Origin of the sequence: Leclercia sp. W6, from assembly GCF_003336345.1 — a bacterium.
Lineage (GTDB): Bacteria > Pseudomonadota > Gammaproteobacteria > Enterobacterales > Enterobacteriaceae > Enterobacter.
On record NZ_CP031104.1, the window covers coordinates 2775555 to 2795467 of the forward strand.

Below are 19913 nucleotides of genomic sequence, written 5' to 3' on the forward strand. Positions count from 1 at the left end.
GGCTTACCTGACCACAGAACGTCAACTACCCGTAATCAGGTGGCGCAGACTATATCACTGAAGCCCAACGCTAACAAATAGCAAGACCACCTGCGGGTGGATTATCACCAGCTTGCGAGGTGCGTCACCGCTTTTTGCGCCGTGAGCCTCGCTTTTGCGTCGACGGTCAATACGTCATCCACACTTTGCGGTTCGCGTAGATCCATCGCCTCAAGCACAGACAGGTTCAGCGCAGCGATATCCGTAAAGCGGATCTGCTTTTCGAGGAAGGCGGCGACAGCGATTTCATTCGCCGCGTTAAGTGCGGTCGTCGCCGCTTGCCCCTGCTCGAAGGCCTCCATCGCCAGCTTCAGACACGGATAACGCTGATAATCAGGCGCGCTAAACGTCAGCGCACTCAGCTTGCAAAAATCGAGTGGCTTAACGCCTGAGCTTACGCGGTTTGGCCAGGCCATCGTATGGGCGATAGGCGTGCGCATATCAGGTTCACCTAACTGCGCCATCACGCTGCCATCACGATAACGCACCATGGAGTGGATCACCGACTGGGGATGAATCAACACTTCCATCTGCGCTGCCGAGGCGTTGAATAACCAGCGGGCTTCAATATATTCCAGACCTTTATTCATCATGGTGGCCGAATCAACGGAGATTTTACGCCCCATCGACCAGTTCGGGTGACGGCATGCCTGATCCGGGGTCATTGAAACCAGTTCAGACAGCGGCGTGTCACGGAACGGGCCACCAGACCCGGTAAGCAGGATAGAAGAGACGCCATTCTGCTCGAGATCAGCGTACCCCAGGTTTTCCTGAAAGGGTTGCGGTAAACTCTGAAAAATCGCGTTATGTTCGCTATCTACCGGCAAAAGGCGCGCGCCATTGCGCTTCACGGCGTCCATAAACAGGCGGCCACAGGTTACCAGCGACTCTTTATTGGCCAGCAAAACGGATTTTCCGGCATCGATCGCGGCAAGCGTAGGCAGTAACCCCGCCGCGCCGACGATAGCGCCCATGACCTGGTCGACGTCGTCCAGCGCGGCCATTTCACAGGCGGCCTCTGGCCCGCTCAGCACCTCGGTACGGCTGCCCTTCTCCGCCAGCAACGCCTTAACCTGCCGGGCGCTCGCTTCATCATCCATCACCGCGTAGCGCGGGGTGAACTCCAGGCACTGTTCCACCATACGATGAACGTTTTTGCCTGCGACAAGGGCGGCCACCGCGTAGTGGTCTGGATTATGGCGAACAACATCGAGAGTGCTGCAACCGATTGAGCCGGTCGAGCCAAGGAGAGTTAATTGCTTCATGAGATGCCCGGAAAAGTGAACCAGAAAAGCAAAACGCCGCCAGCAAAGCCCAAAGGCCTTCTGTACGGCGTTTTATCAGATTACGACAGAAATCAGAACTGCATCAGCTCTGCTTCTTTTTCTGCCAGCGCCGCGTCAATTTTCTTGATAGCGGCGTCAGTCAGTTTCTGAACGTCGTCCTGGGAACGGCGATCGTCGTCTTCGCTGATCTCTTTCTCTTTCAGCAGCGCCTTCACTTTATCGTTCGCGTCACGGCGAACGTTACGTACGGAGACACGGCCCTGCTCGGCTTCGCCACGAACCACTTTGATCAGGTCTTTACGACGCTCTTCAGTCAGCGGTGGCAGTGGAACGCGAATGTCGGTACCGGCTGAGCTTGGGTTCAGACCCAGATCGGAGGCCATGATCGCTTTCTCAACGGCCGGGCCCATAGAGCGGTCAAACACGTTGATTTTCAGCGTACGGGTATCTTCGACCGTCACGTTAGCCAGCTGACGCAGTGGCGTTGGCGTACCGTAGTACTCCACCACGATGCCGTCCAGCAGGCTTGGGGAAGCACGGCCTGTACGAATTTTGCTGATTTGGTTTTTGAACGCTTCGACGCATTTATCCATGCGTACTTCAGCATCTTTTCTGATGTCGTTAATCACGTTACGAATCCTTGAAAACTTGTCTCAGGCAGACTATCCGCCAGCACCACCGTTAATGATGTGCTAAGTATAGTCCCGTTTAATTCATGACAACGCCCGGGGCGTGTCCAGGTAAGAAACCCATAGAAAGTAGAGCGGAATCTTACCTGTATTTATCGTCGACGGAAATTATTCCGTGATCAAAGTGCCTTCTTTTTCGCCCATTACAACGCGACGCAGCGCGCCAGGCTTATTCATGTTGAAGACACGAATCGGCAATTTATGGTCACGAGCCAGCGTGAAGGCGGCAAGATCCATCACTTTCAGCTCTTTATCCAGTACTTCGCTATAGGTCAGCTGATCGTACATGGTTGCCGCAGGATCTTTTGCCGGATCGGCAGTAAACACGCCATCCACTTTGGTGGCTTTCAGCACCACATCGGCTTCGATTTCGATACCGCGCAGACAGGCTGCGGAATCGGTCGTAAAGAACGGATTACCCGTACCGGCGGAGAGGATCACCACGCGGTTATTGCGCAGCAGGCTGATCGCTTCGGCCCAGCTGTAGTTATCACAGACGCCATTCAAAGGAATAGCGGACATCAGGCGCGCATTCACATAGGCACGATGCAGGGCATCACGCATTGCCAGGCCATTCATGACCGTTGCCAACATACCCATGTGATCGCCCACAACGCGGTTCATGCCAGCTTTTGCCAGCCCTGCACCACGGAAAAGGTTACCACCGCCAATGACTACGCCAACCTGGATGCCCAGTTCAACCAGTTCTTTGATCTCCTGCGCCATGCGGTCAAGGATGCTTGCGTCAATACCGAAGCCTTCCGACCCCTGCAGCGCTTCGCCACTCAGCTTAAGCAGAATACGTTTGTAAACAGGTTTTGCATTGGTAGCCATATTTCTTTCCTGGGACTGTCAACGATTAAGATGAGGTTAATTCTGGCGACATGATATATCGCATCTCAACACAGACTCTATAGGCGTCTGGCTGAATTACACTGCCGTACACAAAAAGAAGCCGCCCTCAGGCGGCTTCTTTTCGCTGATTAAGACTGCTTGGACATTGCAGCAACTTCTGCTGCGAAGTCAGTCTCAACTTTCTCGATGCCTTCGCCCACTTCGAAGCGGATGAAGCCAGTTACGTCAGCATTGTGCTCTTTCAGCAGCTGCGCAACAGATTTGCTTGGATCCATAACGAATGGCTGACCAGTCAGAGAAACTTCGCCGGTGAATTTCTTCATGCGGCCTTCAACCATTTTCTCTGCGATCTCTTTTGGCTTGCCAGACTGCATGGCGATGTCCAGCTGAACCTGGTACTCTTTTTCTACCACTTCAGCAGAGACGTCTTCTGGCTTAACGAATTCTGGCTTGCTTGCAGCAACGTGCATTGCCAGCTGTTTAACCAGCTCTTCGTCAGCGCCTTTAGCCGCAACCAGAACACCGATACGTGCACCGTGCTGGTAGCTATTCAGTACGTCACCTTCGAGGATAGCAACACGGCGGATGTTGATGTTCTCACCGATTTTCGCTACCAGCGCAACGCGCTCTTCTTCGAACTGTGCTTTCAGGACTTCAACATCAGTCACTTTACCTGCAACAGCTGCGTCCAGTACTTTGTCAGCGAATGCCTGGAAACCACCATCTTTAGCAACGAAGTCAGTCTGGCAGTTAACTTCCAGAATCACGCCGAAGTTGCCTTCGATTTTGGTTTTGATCACGCCGTCAGCAGCAACGTTGCCTGCTTTCTTAGCTGCTTTGATCGCACCGGATTTACGCATGTTTTCGATAGCCAGCTCGATGTCGCCGTTAGCTTCAACCAGCGCTTTCTTACACTCCATCATGCCTGCGCTAGTACGTTCACGCAGCTCTTTTACCAGGGATGCGGTAATTTCAGCCATTCTAAAATCCTCGGGAGATGTGAACTGCCCGGCCTGCGGCCAAACAGTATAAATTGAAAAAAGGGGCCGGTAATGGGCCCCTATTCATACACGGTACTAATAAGGGGTAGAACCTTATTATTCAGCTTCTACGAAGCTTTCTTCCGCCTGAGAAGCCAGATCCTGGGAACGGCCTTCACGAACGGTAGTAGCTACAGCGCTCAGGTACAGGCTAACAGCACGGATTGCATCGTCGTTACCCGGGATAACGAAGTCAACACCGTCCGGATCGGAGTTGGTATCAACGATTGCGAATACTGGGATACCCAGGTTGTTAGCTTCTTTGATTGCGATGTGCTCGTGGTCAGCATCGATAACGAACAGTGCGTCCGGCAGGCCGCCCATGTCTTTGATACCGCCCAGGCTGTTTTCCAGCTTGTCCAGCTCACGAGTGCGCATCAGCGCTTCTTTTTTGGTCAGCTTTTCGAAAGTACCGTCCTGAGACTGGGTTTCCAGATCTTTCAGGCGCTTGATGGACTGACGAACGGTTTTCCAGTTAGTCAGCATACCGCCCAGCCAGCGATGGTTCACGAAGAACTGGTCGCAGCTGTTAGCAGCTTCTTTCACAGCTTCGCTTGCAGCGCGCTTAGTACCAACGAACAGAATCTTACCTTTACGGGAAGAGATCTTGTTCAGCTCAGCCAGGGCTTCGTTGAACATTGGTACAGTTTTCTCAAGGTTGATGATGTGAACTTTGTTACGTGCGCCGAAGATGAAAGGCTTCATTTTCGGGTTCCAGTAACGGGTCTGGTGACCGAAGTGAACACCAGCCTTGAGCATGTCGCGCATGGAAACAGTTGCCATGTTTTAAAACCTCTATTTAAAAGTTGGGGTTATGCCTCCACGTATCCCATATTACCGACCCCAAAGGGCACCCCGGAATATGTGCCGATACGTGTGTGTTGTTACACAAAGTGAGATTTGTCGCTCCCGTCCATCCTGTGTATCTGAAATGGATCGGAAGTCCGGCGCGCTTTATATCACAAATCGCTACCCGAAACCAACAATTGTTAGCGGTGTGTGCGGTAAAGGAATCTCAGTTTGGCAGCATGTGCGCCTGACTGTTACCATTGACAACACTTAGACTAGTATTGTCGAAAAAAACGACACTGATGGACAGATTACATGGCTATCTCTATTAAGACACCTGAAGAAATTGAAAAGATGCGCGTCGCCGGTCGTCTGGCCGCTGAAGTGCTGGAAATGATCGAGCCGTTCGTTAAGCCGGGCGTTAGCACGGGCGAACTGGATCGCATCTGTAACGACTATATCGTGAACGAGCAGCACGCGGTCTCCGCCTGCCTCGGCTATCACGGCTTCCCGAAATCCGTCTGCATCTCTATTAATGAAGTGGTGTGCCACGGCATTCCGGATGACGAAAAACTGCTGAAAGATGGCGACATCGTTAACATCGACGTGACCGTCATTAAAGATGACTACCACGGTGACACCTCTAAGATGTTCATCGTCGGCAAACCCACCATTCTGGGTGAGCGCCTGTGCAAGGTGACCCAGGAGAGCCTCTACCTGGCGCTGAAGATGGTTAAGCCGGGCATTCGCCTGCGTACTCTCGGTGCGGCGATTCAGAAATTCGTTGAAGCCCAGGGTTTCTCTGTGGTGCGCGAATACTGCGGTCACGGTATTGGCCGGGTCTTCCATGAAGAGCCGCAGGTTCTGCACTATGATGCTGATGACGGCGGCGTGGTGCTGCAGGCGGGCATGACCTTCACCATCGAGCCGATGGTCAACTCCGGCGATTACCGCATTCGTACCATGAAGGATGGCTGGACGGTGAAAACCAAAGACCGGAGCTTGTCTGCCCAGTACGAGCATACTATTGTGGTGACAGACAACGGCTGCGAAATTCTGACGTTACGCAAGGATGACACCATCCCGGCGATACTCTCGCAAGACGCATGATAAGAAGCCGGCAAATGCCGGCTTTTTTAATGGCTATCGTTTTTTCTTATGGGTGGCGCGCAATGAGTAACCTTTTACCCGAACAGTATGCCAATACGGCACTCCCCACCCTTCCTGGTCAGCCGGATAACCCCGGCGTCTGGCCCACGGCCGAGCTGACGTGCGCGGGTATTAAAGCGCATATCGACACTTTCCAGCGCTGGCTGGGCGAGGCCTTTGACAGCGGGATCTCCGCCGAAGCGCTGATTGAGGCGCGCACGGAATTTATCGATCAGCTCCTGCAGCGTTTGTGGATTGATTACGGTTTTGGCCAGCTGGCCGACGTCGCGCTGGTGGCGGTCGGCGGCTATGGCCGTGGCGAGCTGCACCCGCTGTCGGATATCGATCTGCTGATCCTGAGCCGCAAAAAGCTGCCTGACGAACAGGCGCAAAAAGTGGGCGAGCTGTTGACCCTGCTGTGGGACGTCAAGCTGGAAGTCGGCCACAGCGTACGTACCCTGGAAGAGTGTCTGCTGGAAGGATTATCCGATCTCACCGTCGCCACCAACCTGATTGAATCGCGTCTGCTGATTGGCGACGTGGCGCTGTTTCTGGAGCTGCAAAAGCACATATTCAGCGACGGCTTCTGGCCGTCAGAGAAGTTCTTTGCCGCTAAGGTCGATGAGCAGCAGGTGCGCCACCAGCGCTACCACGGCACCAGCTACAACCTGGAGCCGGACATCAAAAGCAGCCCGGGCGGCCTGCGCGATATCCACACCCTGCAGTGGGTGGCCCGTCGCCATTTCGGCGCCACTTCGCTCGATGAGATGGTCGGTTTTGGTTTTCTTACCGAAGCGGAACGTAACGAGCTGAATGAGTGCCTGCACCTGCTGTGGCGCATCCGTTTTGCTCTGCATCTCGAAGTGACCCGCTACGACAACCGCCTGCTGTTCGATCGTCAGTTAAGCGTCGCCCAGCGACTGCACTACAGCGGCGAAGGCAACGAGCCGGTCGAGCAGATGATGAAGGACTTCTTCCGCGTCACCCGCCGGGTCGGCGAACTCAACCAGATGCTATTGCAGCTGTTTGATGAGGCGATCCTCGCCCTGACCGCCGATGAAAAACCGCGTCCGATCGACGATGAGTTTCAGCTGCGGGGCACGCTGATCGACCTGCGTGACGAGACGCTGTTTATCCGCAAGCCGGAAGCGATCCTGCGGATGTTTTACGCCATGGTGCGTAACAGCACCATCACCGGGATCTACTCCACCACCCTGCGCCACCTGCGCCATGCCCGCCGTCATCTGACGCAGCCTTTGTGCTATATCCCCCAAGCGCGGTCGCTGTTTCTGAGCATGTTGCGTCATCCGGGCGCGGTAAGCCGCGGGCTGCTGCCGATGCACCGTCACAGTGTGCTCTGGGCCTATATGCCGCAGTGGTCGCATATCGTCGGCCAGATGCAGTTTGACCTGTTCCATGCCTACACCGTTGATGAACACACTATCCGCGTGATGCTGAAGCTGGAGAGCTTCGCCCAGGAGGAGGTGCGCAGCCGTCACCCACTCTGCGTTGAACTCTGGCCGCGCCTCACCAACCCGGAGCTGATCCTGATTGCCGCCCTGTTCCACGATATCGCCAAAGGGCGCGGCGGCGACCACTCGATCCTCGGTGCAGAAGATGTGCTGAAATTCGCCGAGCTGCACGGGCTTAATTCGCGTGAAACCCAGTTGGTCGCCTGGCTGGTCCGTCATCATCTGCTGATGTCGGTCACCGCCCAGCGACGCGATATTCAGGATCCCGAGGTGATCAAACAGTTTGCCGAAGAGGTACAGACGGAAAACCGCCTGCGTTTCCTGGTCTGTCTGACGGTGGCCGATATTTGCGCAACCAACGAAACGCTGTGGAACAGCTGGAAGCAGAGCCTGCTGCGCGAGCTCTATTTCGCCACCGAGAAACAGCTGCGCCGGGGCATGCAGAGCACCCCGGACATGCGCGAACGCGTGCGTCATCACCAGATGCAGGCCCTGGCGCTGCTGCGGATGGAGAATATCAATGAAGAGGCACTGCATCAGATTTGGGCCCGCTGTCGCGCCAACTATTTTGTGCGCCACAGCCCAAACCAGCTGGCCTGGCATGCGCGCCATCTGTTGCAGCACGATCTGACGAAACCGCTGATCCTGCTGAGCCCGCAGGCGACCCGTGGGGGAACAGAGATCTTCATCTGGAGCCCCGACCGCGCTTACCTGTTTGCCGCGGTCTGCGCCGAGCTCGACAGGCGTAACCTCAGCGTGCACGACGCGCAGATTTTCACCACCCGCGACGGCATGGCGATGGATACCTTTATTGTGCTGGAGCCGGACGGCAGTCCGCTGTCGGCGGATCGTCACGAGCCGATCCGCTTCGGGCTGGAGCAGGCGATTACCCAGCATAGCTGGCAGCCACCGCAGCCGCGTCGGCAACCGGCCAAACTGCGCCACTTTACCGTCGATACGGAGGTCAATTTCCTGCCGACGCATACCGACCGGAAATCGTTTCTCGAGCTGATCGCCCTCGACCAGCCGGGGCTGCTGGCCCGGGTCGGGCAGGTTTTTGCGGATCTGGGAATTTCGCTGCATGGCGCCAGAATTACAACCATTGGCGAGCGAGTAGAAGATTTATTTATAATCGCCACCGCCGACCGTCGTGGGCTTAATAATGCCCTGCAACAGGAAGTGCAACAACGGTTGACAGCAGCCCTCAATCCAAACGATAAAGGGTGATGTTTTTTTTACCTGGAAAGAGTTGAACTATGCAGCAGTTACAGAACGTTATTGAGTCCGCTTTTGAGCGTCGCGCCGAAATTACTCCGGCAAATGTGGATACCGTGACCCGCGAGGCGGTTAATCAGGTTATTTCTCTGCTTGATTCCGGCGCGCTGCGTGTAGCCGAAAAGATCGACGGTCAGTGGGTCACTCACCAGTGGCTGAAGAAAGCGGTACTGCTCTCTTTCCGTATTAACGATAACCAGGTTATCGACGGTGCGGAAAGCCGCTACTTCGATAAAGTCCCGATGAAATTCGCCGATTACGACGAAGCGCGTTTCCAGAAAGAAGGCTTCCGCGTGGTGCCACCGGCAGCCGTTCGTCAGGGTGCATTCATTGCCCGCAACACCGTGCTGATGCCATCCTACGTAAACATCGGTGCTTACGTTGACGAAGGCACCATGGTGGATACCTGGGCGACCGTTGGCTCCTGTGCGCAGATCGGTAAAAACGTCCACCTCTCTGGCGGCGTGGGTATCGGTGGGGTTCTTGAGCCGCTGCAGGCTAACCCGACCATTATCGAAGACAACTGCTTCATCGGCGCACGCTCCGAAGTGGTTGAAGGCGTGATCGTAGAAGAAGGTTCGGTGATCTCCATGGGCGTCTACATCGGCCAGAGCACCCGTATTTACGATCGTGAAACCGGTGAAGTGCATTACGGTCGCGTTCCGGCGGGCTCCGTGGTGGTATCCGGCAACCTGCCTTCTAAAGATGGCAAATACAGCCTGTACTGTGCGGTGATCGTTAAAAAAGTCGATGCGAAAACCCGCGGCAAAGTTGGTATCAACGAACTACTGCGCACCATCGATTAATCGGGTATAACAAAAAGCGGGGGCGACCCCGCTTTTTTTATATCTGAGGGTGGCGAAAATAGATTTTTTCGTGAATTATTCATGGGTTATGTTGAGATCAAGGGTACCGCTATGTACGATAATCTGAAAAGTCTGGGCATTACTAATCCTGATGAAATTGACCGTTACAGCCTCCGTCAGGAAGCCAATAACGATATCCTGAAAATCTATTTTCACAAGGATAAGGGCGAGTTCTTCGCCAAAAGTGTAAAGTTCAAGTACCCGCGTCAGCGTAAAACTGTCGTTGCCGATGGCATCGGCCAGGGTTACAAAGAGGTGCAGGAGATCAGCCCAAATCTGCGCTATGTGATCGATGAACTGGATCAGATTTGCCAGCGCGATCGCACTGAAGTGGACCTGAAGCGTAAGATCCTGGATGACCTGCGTCATCTGGAAAGCGTGGTTGCCCACAAGATCACGGAAATCGAAGCGGATCTTGAGAAGCTGACCCGTAACAAATAAGCCGTTCCTGTGTGCCGGGTGGCGGCTTCGCCTTACCCGGCCTACTCCCGGGTTTTGCAGGCCCGGTAAGCGCAGCGCCACCGGGCAAAAATCACCGCTGTTCGTCCAACTGCAAGGCCACATACAGCAACAGACGGTCGTCAAAATTCCCCAGATCCAGCCCCGTTAACTCCGATATCCGGTTCAGGCGGTACTCCAGCGTATTACGATGAATAAAAAGCGCCTTTGAGGTCGCCAGTGGCTGCACGTTATGACGGAACCACGCCTGTAAGGTGCGCCGCAGCAAGCCGTTGTTATCCATCGCTTTCAGACGCACCAGCGGACGCGCCAGTTCGTTGGCCTGCCAGCCGCCGCGCAGGCTGTCGAGCAGCACCGGCAACATCAAATCCTGGTAAAAATAGCTGCGGCTTTCCGGCATACGCTGCTTGCCGACCATCATCGTGGTTCGGGCCGTACGCCAGGAGCGGGCGATGCTTCCCGGGCCGGTAAAATAGTTACCTAATGCCACGCGAAAACGCAGCTGCCCGTTCTCTTTCATCCGCGCAATCAGCTGCTCCACGCGGCGACGATGATCTTCTGCATCCCAGCGGCCAAACTGGTTTAACGCCGGTTTCAGCACCACCATTTCCGTTAACGAGACGATCGCCACCAGGTTATTGCGCTCCGGCGTGGCCAGCGCGTTCTGCAGCTGTTGCAGCTCCACCATGGCGCTATCGACGCCCAGCTGGCCGCTATCGACCTCAATGACCGCTACAACGCGGGGCTGGTTAAGGTCGATACCCAGGCGTTGAGCCCATTCTGTTAATGCCGGGGTATGCTCTTCCGCCTGGATCAGGTTCATGACCAGCTCTTCACGCAGGCGGCTGTCCTGCGCCAGCAGGTGCATCAGGCGGGATTGCTCCAGCATCATCTCCGCCGTCATACAGACCAGCTCGCCATATTTGCGCAAAGATTCCGGCTCACCGGTAAGCCCGATAACCCCGACAATTTCGCCCTCAAGGCGCAGCGGCAGGTTGATCCCCTGCCGCACACCGTGCAGATGTCGCGCCACCGCGTCATCAATGTCCACCACGCGCCCCTGGGAGAGCACCAGCAGTGCGCCTTCGTGCAATTCTCCAATACGCTCGCGGTCGCCACTGCCGATGATCCGGCCACGTGCGTCCATCACGTTGATATTGGTGTCGATGATGCGCATTGTTCGCGCCACAATATCCTGCGCCATTTTGGTATCAAGATGCCAGCCAGCCATGTCGCCCTCCTCTGAGCAGAGCTCAAGCATAAGGAAGATTAATCAGTGCTGCATTGTGCAGATGCACAAACTCACAGGGAGAAGTATGGACTTGTGGAAGGGTTCACAGAACGGCAGAAAAAAGCCCCTGTTTCCGGGCGGAAACAGGGGCTGAACGGATTACTGCATCAGCAGATAGAGAGAGGTGTCGCCACGCTGGATATTCAGCGCCAGTACCGACGGTTTGCTGTCGAGGATTTTGCGCAGTTCAGCGATGTTCTTAACCGGCTGCTGGTTGGCGCCGATAATCACATCCCCTTTCTTCAGGCCGATACGGGCCGCCGGACTGTTGGCTTTAACGTTGTCCACCGACACGCCTTTATCCTGGCCTTTGTTGCTCATGTCCGCACCTTCGATGCCGCTGAAGATGGTGCCGGCATCCACCTGATTCTGGCTGCTCTGCTGCAGTTCCAGATTCACATTAACCGGTTTACCTTCACGCAGCAGACCCAGGGTCACTTTGCTGCCTACCGGCATGGAGCCTACTTCCGCACGTAGTGCCGCGAAGCTGCTTACCGGTTTGCCGTTCAGGGTGGTGATGACATCCCCGGCCTTGATCCCCGCTTTCGCTGCGGAGGAGTTTGGCATGACCTGGCTGACAAAGGCACCGCGCTGGGCATCAACCTTCATGGCTTTCGCCAGCTCGGAGTTCAGCTCGGTGCCCAGAATACCCAGTTCACCGCGCTTAACCTGACCAAACTCAACCATTTGCGCCGTCAGGTTTTTCACCATGTTACTTGGGATAGCGAAGCCAATCCCGATGTTGCCGCCGTCCGGGGCGAGGATCGCGGTGTTAATCCCGATCAGCTCACCGTTCAGGTTGACCAGCGCACCACCGGAGTTACCGCGGTTAATCGCCGCATCCGTCTGGATAAAGTTTTCGTAGTTTTCTGCGTTCAGACCGCTACGGCCAAGGGCAGAAACGATACCAGAGGTGACCGTCTCACCCAGACCGAACGGGTTACCGATAGCCACGGTGTAATCCCCCACGCGCAGCGCGTCAGAGTCGGCGAGCTTAATCGCGGTCAGGTTTTTTGGATCCTGAATCTGAATCAGGGCGATATCAGAGCGAGGATCTTTCCCGACGATTTTGGCGTCGAGCTTACGCCCGTCGCTCAGTTGAACCTTAATGCTGGTGGCGTTATCCACCACATGGTTGTTGGTAACGACGTAGCCTTTGGCGGCATCGATGATGACACCAGAGCCCAGCGCCATAAACTTCTGCTGCTGGCCGCCGCCGTTACCGCCGCCATCGCCCTGACAGAATGGAGAGCTCTGGAACGGTGAACCGTCCTGGCAGAACGGCGAGTTATCGCCGAAGAACTGCTGGAAGTTACGTGGCATGCGTGGCGTGTTGACGGTGGTGCTGCCCTCGACATTGATACTGACCACCGATGGCATCACTTTTTCCAGCATCGGCGCCAGGCTTGGCATCTGCTGTGCAGTGGCGGCCGACGATACGGTCTCCGCTGCGCTAGCAGACAGTGGAGACAACGCTAATCCTAAACTCAGAGCCAGTGCACTCATTGCTAAAGTGGTTTTTTTCATGTTTCTTAATCTCGATTTACAGGTCACGCACAATTGCTGTGTACATCAGATTCGTTTTGCTGGGCTTAGTTCCGGTATTAAGTTTCTGGAAAAAGTAAAAATTTATTGTCCGTCTTTACAAAACTCCTCTTTATTCCACCGCCATCAACTTGCGGTATTCATCCCATGCATACAAGTCCGTCATTCCGCTAATATAGTCCTGGATCAGCCGGCAGCGATAATAAAACTCCAGCACCGGCCAGTCCGCCTGCTGGCGATTTAATTTACCAATAGATTCCACATATGCCAGCCGATGGCGCGTCGAAAGTTTATGAAATAGCCGGGTCTCAATCGGAAAACGGCGTACCCGTTCCTTTTCAACCAGCTCACTAAAGTCGTCCACCGATAATTGCAGCAGCGGGCGATAGATCTCCAGCAGGCCGGTTATCACGCGATAGCCCTGTAATTCCAGCTGCTCGACATCCGGATGGCTGAACACGTGCCGCATCGCCACATTCTTATAGAGCTCAAGGAGTTGACTAAATCCACTGTCATCCTCAAGCAGCGCATGGTTAAATTCCCCGCGGTAAATCTGCTCAATATTGTCTATAAAACGCTCAGCCGCATAGGGCACCAGTTTATTAAGGGTATTGACGCGTAAATACATAAAGAACTGATCTTCGGTGCTGCGGCTGAGGGTGTTCGAACGTGACTTCTCCCAGGCGTTTTCGACAACCTGCGAAAACAATGAACCTTTTTCATGGTTACCCCAGGCATCATAAAGATGCTGATAAAGCCCCTCGACGGTGAATATTCTTTTTTCGACAGCATCTTCCAGATCGGCAACGCAATAGGAGATATCGTCTGCCGCTTCCATAATCCAGGTTAATGGGAAACGGCCATACTGCGGAAGGGAGAGCTCCTGACGCAGCCGCTCTATATACGTCTCTTCAGAGAAATAATAGCCCGGCTTTTTCATCAAATAATTGTGCGTCTCGGGGGGATCGCCCTGCCACCAGGCGGGACGGGGATATTTCAGAATGCATCCCACCTGTGCCCAGGTAAGGTTCATGCGCATCAGGGAGTGCACCATCCGGATGCCCTGCGCATTTCCCTCAAAGTGACACAAATCCTGGCGCACCTTACGACGAAGCGCGTTCAGCGCCTCCTCGCCTTCACGCAGCCGCAGATCCTGCACCACACAGCGATCGTCGCTCAGCGGCTGGCTTGCGGCATCGGCAGGGTACAGACGCTGGCGGAACCAGTCATTGATCGCCGCTTCGCCAAAATGACCAAAGGGGGGATTACCGATATCGTGCATCAGGCACGCCATCTCAACGATGCTTTCGAACGGCCCCGTCAGCTCGTCCAGGCCGTAGGTTGCCAGCAGGCGCTGCTCTTTGAGGCGGCTCAGGATCTCTTTGGCGATATAGCGCCCCACCTGCTGAACCTCCAGCGAGTGGGTGAGCCGGGTACGCACAGCGGCGTTGCGTTCGAGCGGGAAGACCTGCGTTTTTTGCTGTAACCGACGGATCGCCGGTGAGTTAATGATGCGCCCGCGATCGCTTTCGAAGATGCGCAGGATCTCGTGTTCGCTCTTGTTCCCCTGCGGAGAGCGGTAGCGACGCTGCCAGTTAATCTTGGTGCGAAAATCGATTGGTGCCATGTGCTCCCCCGCGTGAGAATGCGTTTCCCCTTAACCGCATGATAGACTATGCATCTTAACAAGGCACATCGCGAGTAAATCTATGAAAATCGGTATTATTGGAGCAATGGAAGAAGAAGTTACGCTGCTGCGTGACAAAATTGAGAACCGTCAGACCCTCTCCCTGGGCGGTTGCGAAATTTACACTGGCACGCTGAACGGAACTGAAGTTGCTCTGCTGAAATCGGGTATCGGTAAAGTTTCCGCCGCGCTGGGCGCCACCCTGCTGCTGGAGCGCTGCAAGCCAGACGTGATCATCAACACCGGCTCTGCGGGCGGTCTTGCGCCAACCCTGAAAGTGGGCGACATCGTGGTCTCTGACGAAGCGCGCTACCACGACGCCGATGTGACCGCCTTTGGTTACGAGTATGGCCAGCTTCCGGGCTGCCCGGCAGGCTTTAAGGCTGATGAAAAACTGGTGGCCGCTGCGGAAAATTGCATCGCGGAGCTGAACCTGAACGCCGTGCGCGGCCTGATTGTCAGCGGCGATGCCTTTATCAACGGCTCCGTGAACCTGGCAAAAATCCGCCACAACTTCCCGCAGGCGATCGCCGTGGAAATGGAAGCGACCGCCATCGCGCACGTTTGCCATAACTTCAGCGTGCCGTTCGTCGTGGTTCGCGCCATCTCCGACGTTGCCGATCAGCAGTCTCACCTGAGCTTCGACGAGTTCCTCGTGGTTGCTGCCAAACAGTCCAGCCTGATGGTTGAGACGCTGGTGCAGAAACTGGCGCGTGGCTAAGCCGCTCAAAAGGGCGCTGCTTGCGCTGCTTCTGCTGACACCGGCGTGGCTTCTGGCCGCGCCGCGTGTAATTACCCTCTCCCCTGCCAATACCGAACTGGCATTTGCCGCCGGGATCACCCCCGTCGGGGTCAGCAGTTATTCCGACTATCCTCCCGAAGCTGCTAACATTGAACAGGTCGCCACCTGGCAAGGCATTAATGTCGAACGCATCGTCGCGCTGAAGCCCGATCTAGTGCTGGCCTGGCGCGGCGGCAATGCCGAGCGTCAGGTCAACCAGCTCACCTCGCTTGGCATAAAAGTGCAGTGGATCGATGCCACCCGCATAGAACAGATTGCCCAGGCCCTGCGCGATCTCGCCTCCTGGAGCCCGACACCGGGGCAGGCGCAACAGGCCGCGCAGCAGATGATGGCTGATTTTGCCGCCCTCAAGGCCACCTACAGCGCCCTGCCGAAAAAGCGGGTATTTATCCAGTTCGGGCAACAACCGCTGTTCACTACCAGCCAGGGCTCCCTGCAACATCAGGTTGTTGAGCTGTGTGGCGGGGAAAATATCTTCGCGGCCAGCCGGGTTCCCTGGCCCCAGGTGAGCCGTGAGCAGGTACTGGCGCGCCAGCCTCAGGCGATTGTGGTGGGCGGTTCGGCGGGCGATATTCCTAAAATAGAACAGTACTGGCAAGGTCAGCTAAAAATACCCGTGATTCCGCTGAACAGTGACTGGTTTGAGCGCGCGAGCCCGCGTATTATCCTCGCCGCAAAACAACTCTGCTCTGCGCTATCGCAGAGCCACTAATTTCTCGAGGATTACGATGCTCGTTTACTGGCTGGATATTCTTGGCACAGCCGTTTTTGCGATTTCCGGCGTTCTGCTGGCCGGTAAGTTACGTATGGATCCGTTTGGCGTGCTGGTGTTGGGTGTGGTCACGGCCGTCGGCGGCGGAACGATCCGCGACATGGCGCTGGATCATGGCCCGGTATTCTGGGTCAAGGATCCCACCGACCTGGTGGTGGCCATGGTCACCTGCCTGTTAACCATCATTCTTGTCCGCCAGCCGCGTCGCCTGCCGAAATGGCTGCTGCCGGTGCTGGATGCGGTGGGCCTCGCGGTGTTCGTCGGCATTGGCGTAAACAAAGCCTTTATGGCGGGCACCGGCCCGATGGTGGCTATCTGTATGGGGGTGGTGACCGGCGTGGGCGGCGGGATTATCCGCGATATTCTGGCGCGCGAAGTGCCGATGATCCTGCGAACGGAAATCTACGCTACGGCCTGTATTCTGGGCGGGATCGTTCACGCCACGGCCTGGTATACTTTTCATGTTCCGCTGGAACAGGCGGCGATGCTGGGAATGGTGGTGACGCTGGCAATCAGACTGGCGGCAATCCGCTGGCACCTCAAGCTGCCAACCTTTGCGCTGGATGATAATGGAAGATAACGAGTAGGCCCGGTAAGCGAAGCGCCACCGGGCATTACCGTCAGATGCTGAACGAAGAACCACACCCGCAGGTGCTGGTTGCATTCGGGTTGGTTACCACAAAGCGTGAACCTTCCAGACCTTCGGTATAGTCAACAGAACCACCGACCAGATACTGCAGGCTCATCGGGTCAACAACCAGCGCGACGCCCTGCTTCTCAATGGTCATGTCGCCATCGTTAACCTGATCGTCAAAGGTGAATCCATACTGGAAGCCGCTGCAGCCGCCGCCGGTAATGTATACACGCAATTTCAGCTCCGGGTTGTCTTCATCGGAAATCAGGTCTTTCACTTTTTTGGCTGCTGCTTCGGTAAACTGCAACGGCAGCGCTACGTCATCACTCATCTTATGCTCCCATGAATACTGCTAGTGGGTAAAAATCACCCAATTCTTGTTGTCATTATCTAATACCCTGGTAATTCATTCAAGTATTCTGCTTCGCCAGGGTACGGGCAAGAATGGTGGAGTATAGCGGTTGTCCGCCGAGGAACTGGGCTAATAGTGTGGCCCCCAGGCAGGTAATGATCATTGGCAAAATGAGCTGGTAATTGTCGGTCATCTCCAGCACCAGCACAATGCCGGTCAGCGGCGCGCGCAACGAAGCCGCCAGCAGGGCCCCCATTCCGGCGATGGCAAAGGTACCGGCCTCAAGATGATACGCCGGGAAGCCTGCGGCGGCGGCCATGCCAAAGGCCGTACCCAGCAACGTCCCCAACGCCAGCATCGGGGCAAAAATGCCGCCAGGGGCGCCGGAAGAGAAGCAGAGTACGGTGGTGATGACCCGCGAGATAAACATAAACAGCAGCAGGCCAATGCTGAAGTTACCCGCAGCCGCAATGGGGATCAGCCCAAAGCCACCGCCAGCCGCGTTGGGTTCGATAAAGCCCAGCACGCCGCACACGCCCCCCAGCAGGCCACCCAACAGCACCCATCGGGTTGTATTGCCGCCGTGGATCCGCTGGAACATATCCTGAGCGCGAATAATAAGGGCATTAAACAGCGGGCCAACAATGCCAAAAATCATGCCGAGGATCAGATAGAGCCACAGCGTATTGACCGGGGCGTTGGTCAACTTACCGACCTCAATGACCGCCCCTTCGCCATTGAAAAGCCGAAAGACAATGCTCGACATAATCACGCCGGTAAAGACCGCTTTAATCGAGATCAGGTTATAGCGAAACTGGGCGCGCATCTCTTCAATGATAAAGAGGATCCCCGCCAGCGGGGCATTAAACGCAGCGGAAAGCCCCGCGGCGGCACCGGTTGCCAGCAAAGTATGGCGTGCTTCAGCGCTGCGCATTCTGAACAGATCGCTGACCATACGGCCAACATTACCGCCCAGCTGTACGGTCGGCCCTTCCCGTCCGAGCACCATCCCCGCGCCAAGCGTCCCCATTCCGCCGATAAACTTAACGGGCAGTACACGCCACCAGCGAACCGGACGCAGCTCTTCGAGCGCCCCTTCTATCTCAGGGATCCCCGAGCCGCCCGCTTCCGGGGCGAATTTACGCACCAGAAAATAACCGACCATCGCAAGCAGGGCAGATAAGCCGAACGCCAAAATCCAGACTACCCCTTCACGATCGGCATAACCCGCAACGGTGCCAATGCGCCAGTTCAGTACGCCATTGACGGCCCTTTCGAACGCGACGCCCACCAGCCCGGCCAGCGTGCCGACAACGGCTGCACCCAGCAAAATTGCCAGCGGCGTCTTGTCACGGTTGAGCAGCCGACGGATGCTGATACGGTATTGCGCGCGCGCAAATTGTTGTTCTTCAAATGAGGGGGAGTCTGATTTCATTGCCTGTTAATTTTCGTCATACAAATCGCCGCAGGGATTTTACCAGAGACCGTCCAGCCGTCTTCTGAAAATTGCTTAACAATTGTTAATGCATTACCAGGGTAAAAATTTCATAACCTTCCACGAATCACTTAGAATAGTGCGCTTAACCATTTTATACGAGCCAGGAATCACGCCATGAGTAAGTCTGAAACGCTTTACAGCGCTGCCCGCGAGCTAATCCCTGGCGGTGTTAACTCCCCGGTCCGTGCCTTTACCGGCGTGGGCGGTACACCGCTGTTTATTGAACGTGCCGATGGCGCCTATCTGTATGATGTGGATGGCAAAGCCTATATCGACTATGTCGGCTCATGGGGCCCGATGGTACTGGGACATAACCACCCGGCTATCCGTAACGCGGTCATCGAAGCGGCGGAGCGCGGTTTAAGTTTTGGCGCACCAACCGAGATGGAAGTCAAAATGGCGGAGCTGGTGACTGAACTGGTCCCGACCATGGATATGGTGCGCATGGTGAACTCCGGTACCGAAGCGACCATGAGCGCCATCCGTCTGGCCCGTGGCTTTACCGGCCGTGACAAGATCATCAAATTTGAAGGTTGCTACCACGGTCATGCCGACTGCCTGCTGGTGAAAGCCGGTTCCGGCGCCCTGACCCTCGGCCAGCCGAACTCTCCGGGCGTGCCGGCAGATTTCGCGAAGCATACCCTGACCTGTACCTATAACGATCTCGATTCGGTGCGTGCCGCCTTTGAGCAGTATCCGCAGGAGATCGCCTGCATCATCGTTGAGCCGGTGGCGGGCAACATGAACTGCATTCCACCGCAGCCGGGCTTCCTGCAGGGCCTGCGTGCGCTGTGCGATGAGTTCGGCGCGCTGCTGATTATCGACGAAGTCATGACCGGCTTCCGCGTGGCGCTGGCGGGCGCCCAGTCTTATTACGACGTGGTGCCGGATCTCACCTGTCTGGGCAAAATCATCGGCGGCGGCATGCCGGTGGGCGCTTTTGGCGGCCGCAAAGAGGTGATGGATGCGCTGGCCCCAACCGGTCCGGTCTACCAGGCGGGCACCCTCTCCGGGAACCCAATTGCCATGGCCGCCGGTTTCGCCTGCCTGACCGAAGTGGCGCAGCCGGGGATCCACACCACCCTGACCGATCGCACCACCCAGCTGGCAAACGGTCTGCTGGAAGCGGCGGAAGATGCGGGTATTCCGCTGGTGGTAAACCACGTGGGCGGCATGTTCGGCCTCTTCTTCACCACGGCTAAAACCGTCTCCTGCTATCAGGATGTGGTGCAGTGCGATGTTGAGCGCTTCAAGCGCTTCTTCCATCTGATGCTGGACGAGGGCGTTTATCTGGCGCCGTCGGCGTTTGAGGCGGGCTTTATGTCGGTTGCGCACAGCGAAGAGGACATCAACAAAACCATCGAGGCGGCGCGCCGGGTGTTTGCGAAGCTCTGATGATGTTGTTTGCCGGGT

General features: G+C 55.8%; 18 protein-coding genes. 8 read left to right on the forward strand and 10 right to left on the reverse strand.

Translation table 11 applies throughout. From position 1 onward, the window contains the following. Positions 1-104 precede the first annotated feature (104 nt). The 5 genes from ispC to rpsB form a co-directional block, all read right to left on the reverse strand. Positions 105-1304, reverse strand: a complete 1200-nt coding sequence (ispC, locus tag DVA43_RS13630; protein WP_114315857.1) for a 1-deoxy-D-xylulose-5-phosphate reductoisomerase — start codon at positions 1302-1304, stop codon at positions 105-107. Between the two features lie 92 nt (positions 1305-1396). Next, complete coding sequence (gene frr / locus DVA43_RS13635) at positions 1397-1954, reverse strand: ribosome recycling factor (protein WP_103178334.1); 558 nt, start codon at positions 1952-1954, stop codon at positions 1397-1399. Positions 1955-2122: 168 nt separating this feature from the next. Beyond that, positions 2123-2848, reverse strand: a complete 726-nt coding sequence (gene pyrH / locus DVA43_RS13640; RefSeq protein WP_032616613.1) for a UMP kinase — start codon at positions 2846-2848, stop codon at positions 2123-2125. 149 nt (positions 2849-2997) lie between these two features. Further along, on the reverse strand, positions 2998-3849 hold the full coding sequence (gene tsf / locus DVA43_RS13645; RefSeq protein ID WP_103178333.1) for a translation elongation factor Ts: 852 nt from the start codon (positions 3847-3849) through the stop codon (positions 2998-3000). A 117-nt stretch (positions 3850-3966) separates the two neighbouring features. Further along, positions 3967-4692, reverse strand: a complete 726-nt coding sequence (rpsB, locus tag DVA43_RS13650) for a 30S ribosomal protein S2 (RefSeq protein WP_103178332.1) — start codon at positions 4690-4692, stop codon at positions 3967-3969. Positions 4693-5013: 321 nt separating this feature from the next. On the opposite strand from rpsB, the gene map reads away from it, so the two are divergent. The 4 genes from map (at position 5014) to DVA43_RS13670 (ending at position 9901) form a co-directional block, all read left to right on the forward strand. Then, positions 5014-5808 (forward strand): type I methionyl aminopeptidase, encoded by a 795-nt coding sequence (gene map / locus DVA43_RS13655; protein WP_103178331.1) that lies wholly within the window; start codon positions 5014-5016, stop codon positions 5806-5808. A 62-nt stretch (positions 5809-5870) separates the two neighbouring features. Next, positions 5871-8546, forward strand: coding sequence for a bifunctional uridylyltransferase/uridylyl-removing protein GlnD (gene glnD, locus DVA43_RS13660; RefSeq protein ID WP_114317145.1), 2676 nt, complete (start codon positions 5871-5873; stop codon positions 8544-8546). A 29-nt stretch (positions 8547-8575) separates the two neighbouring features. Beyond that, positions 8576-9400 carry a 2,3,4,5-tetrahydropyridine-2,6-dicarboxylate N-succinyltransferase gene (gene dapD / locus DVA43_RS13665; protein ID WP_008501915.1) on the forward strand — a complete coding sequence of 275 codons (825 nt, stop codon included), beginning with the start codon at positions 8576-8578 and terminating at the stop codon, positions 9398-9400. A 111-nt stretch (positions 9401-9511) separates the two neighbouring features. Next, on the forward strand, positions 9512-9901 hold the full coding sequence (locus DVA43_RS13670; protein WP_032616607.1) for a DUF3461 family protein: 390 nt from the start codon (positions 9512-9514) through the stop codon (positions 9899-9901). A 91-nt stretch (positions 9902-9992) separates the two neighbouring features. Here the strand turns inward: DVA43_RS13670 and cdaR are convergent, their stop codons facing one another. The 3 genes from cdaR to dgt all read right to left on the reverse strand — a co-directional run bounded on the left by cdaR (position 9993) and on the right by dgt (position 14382). Then, positions 9993-11150, reverse strand: coding sequence for a DNA-binding transcriptional regulator CdaR (gene cdaR / locus DVA43_RS13675; protein WP_103178330.1), 1158 nt, complete (start codon positions 11148-11150; stop codon positions 9993-9995). A gap of 159 nt (positions 11151-11309) precedes the next feature. After that, on the reverse strand, positions 11310-12737 hold the full coding sequence (degP, locus tag DVA43_RS13680; protein ID WP_103178329.1) for a serine endoprotease DegP: 1428 nt from the start codon (positions 12735-12737) through the stop codon (positions 11310-11312). Positions 12738-12867: 130 nt separating this feature from the next. After that, positions 12868-14382: a dGTPase gene (gene dgt / locus DVA43_RS13690; RefSeq protein ID WP_114315858.1), complete on the reverse strand. Its 1515-nt coding sequence runs from the start codon at positions 14380-14382 to the stop codon at positions 12868-12870. Positions 14383-14464: 82 nt separating this feature from the next. Between dgt and mtnN the strand changes: the two genes are divergently transcribed. The 3 genes from mtnN to DVA43_RS13705 are packed head-to-tail and all read left to right on the forward strand — an operon-like array spanning position 14465 to position 16596. Continuing rightward, positions 14465-15163: a 5'-methylthioadenosine/S-adenosylhomocysteine nucleosidase gene (gene mtnN / locus DVA43_RS13695; RefSeq protein ID WP_103823295.1), complete on the forward strand. Its 699-nt coding sequence runs from the start codon at positions 14465-14467 to the stop codon at positions 15161-15163. Next, positions 15156-15956, forward strand: a complete 801-nt coding sequence (gene btuF, locus DVA43_RS13700) for a vitamin B12 ABC transporter substrate-binding protein BtuF (RefSeq protein WP_114315859.1) — start codon at positions 15156-15158, stop codon at positions 15954-15956. Before mtnN ends, btuF begins: the two co-directional genes overlap by 8 nt. Before the next feature lie 16 nt (positions 15957-15972). Continuing rightward, the gene (locus tag DVA43_RS13705; RefSeq protein ID WP_103823293.1) at positions 15973-16596 is read left to right on the forward strand and encodes a TRIC cation channel family protein; all 624 of its coding nucleotides are present in this window, start codon (positions 15973-15975) and stop codon (positions 16594-16596) included. A 40-nt stretch (positions 16597-16636) separates the two neighbouring features. Here DVA43_RS13705 and erpA read toward each other — a convergent pair whose 3' ends face one another. Both erpA and clcA read right to left on the reverse strand, forming a co-directional pair. After that, complete coding sequence (erpA, locus tag DVA43_RS13710; RefSeq protein ID WP_039030319.1) at positions 16637-16981, reverse strand: iron-sulfur cluster insertion protein ErpA; 345 nt, start codon at positions 16979-16981, stop codon at positions 16637-16639. 79 nt (positions 16982-17060) lie between these two features. Continuing rightward, complete coding sequence (gene clcA, locus DVA43_RS13715) at positions 17061-18437, reverse strand: H(+)/Cl(-) exchange transporter ClcA (protein WP_114315860.1); 1377 nt, start codon at positions 18435-18437, stop codon at positions 17061-17063. Positions 18438-18614: 177 nt separating this feature from the next. On the opposite strand from clcA, the gene hemL reads away from it, so the two are divergent. Further along, positions 18615-19895: a glutamate-1-semialdehyde 2,1-aminomutase gene (hemL, locus tag DVA43_RS13720; RefSeq protein ID WP_114315861.1), complete on the forward strand. Its 1281-nt coding sequence runs from the start codon at positions 18615-18617 to the stop codon at positions 19893-19895. The last annotated feature ends 18 nt before the right edge of the window (positions 19896-19913 follow it).

Coding starts and splice junctions, on each gene's coding strand:
- ispC (WP_114315857.1), bottom strand. CDS start 1,304: ATGAAGCAATTAACTCTCCTTGGCTCGACCGGCTCAATCGGTTGCAGC.
- pyrH (WP_032616613.1), bottom strand. CDS start 2,848: ATGGCTACCAATGCAAAACCTGTTTACAAACGTATTCTGCTTAAGCTG.
- tsf (WP_103178333.1), bottom strand. CDS start 3,849: ATGGCTGAAATTACCGCATCCCTGGTAAAAGAGCTGCGTGAACGTACT.
- rpsB (WP_103178332.1), bottom strand. CDS start 4,692: ATGGCAACTGTTTCCATGCGCGACATGCTCAAGGCTGGTGTTCACTTC.
- map (WP_103178331.1), top strand. CDS start 5,014: ATGGCTATCTCTATTAAGACACCTGAAGAAATTGAAAAGATGCGCGTC.
- glnD (WP_114317145.1), top strand. CDS start 5,871: ATGAGTAACCTTTTACCCGAACAGTATGCCAATACGGCACTCCCCACC.
- dapD (WP_008501915.1), top strand. CDS start 8,576: ATGCAGCAGTTACAGAACGTTATTGAGTCCGCTTTTGAGCGTCGCGCC.
- DVA43_RS13670 (WP_032616607.1), top strand. CDS start 9,512: ATGTACGATAATCTGAAAAGTCTGGGCATTACTAATCCTGATGAAATT.
- cdaR (WP_103178330.1), bottom strand. CDS start 11,150: ATGGCTGGCTGGCATCTTGATACCAAAATGGCGCAGGATATTGTGGCG.
- degP (WP_103178329.1), bottom strand. CDS start 12,737: ATGAAAAAAACCACTTTAGCAATGAGTGCACTGGCTCTGAGTTTAGGA.
- dgt (WP_114315858.1), bottom strand. CDS start 14,382: ATGGCACCAATCGATTTTCGCACCAAGATTAACTGGCAGCGTCGCTAC.
- mtnN (WP_103823295.1), top strand. CDS start 14,465: ATGAAAATCGGTATTATTGGAGCAATGGAAGAAGAAGTTACGCTGCTG.
- DVA43_RS13705 (WP_103823293.1), top strand. CDS start 15,973: ATGCTCGTTTACTGGCTGGATATTCTTGGCACAGCCGTTTTTGCGATT.
- erpA (WP_039030319.1), bottom strand. CDS start 16,981: ATGAGTGATGACGTAGCGCTGCCGTTGCAGTTTACCGAAGCAGCAGCC.
- clcA (WP_114315860.1), bottom strand. CDS start 18,437: ATGAAATCAGACTCCCCCTCATTTGAAGAACAACAATTTGCGCGCGCG.
- hemL (WP_114315861.1), top strand. CDS start 18,615: ATGAGTAAGTCTGAAACGCTTTACAGCGCTGCCCGCGAGCTAATCCCT.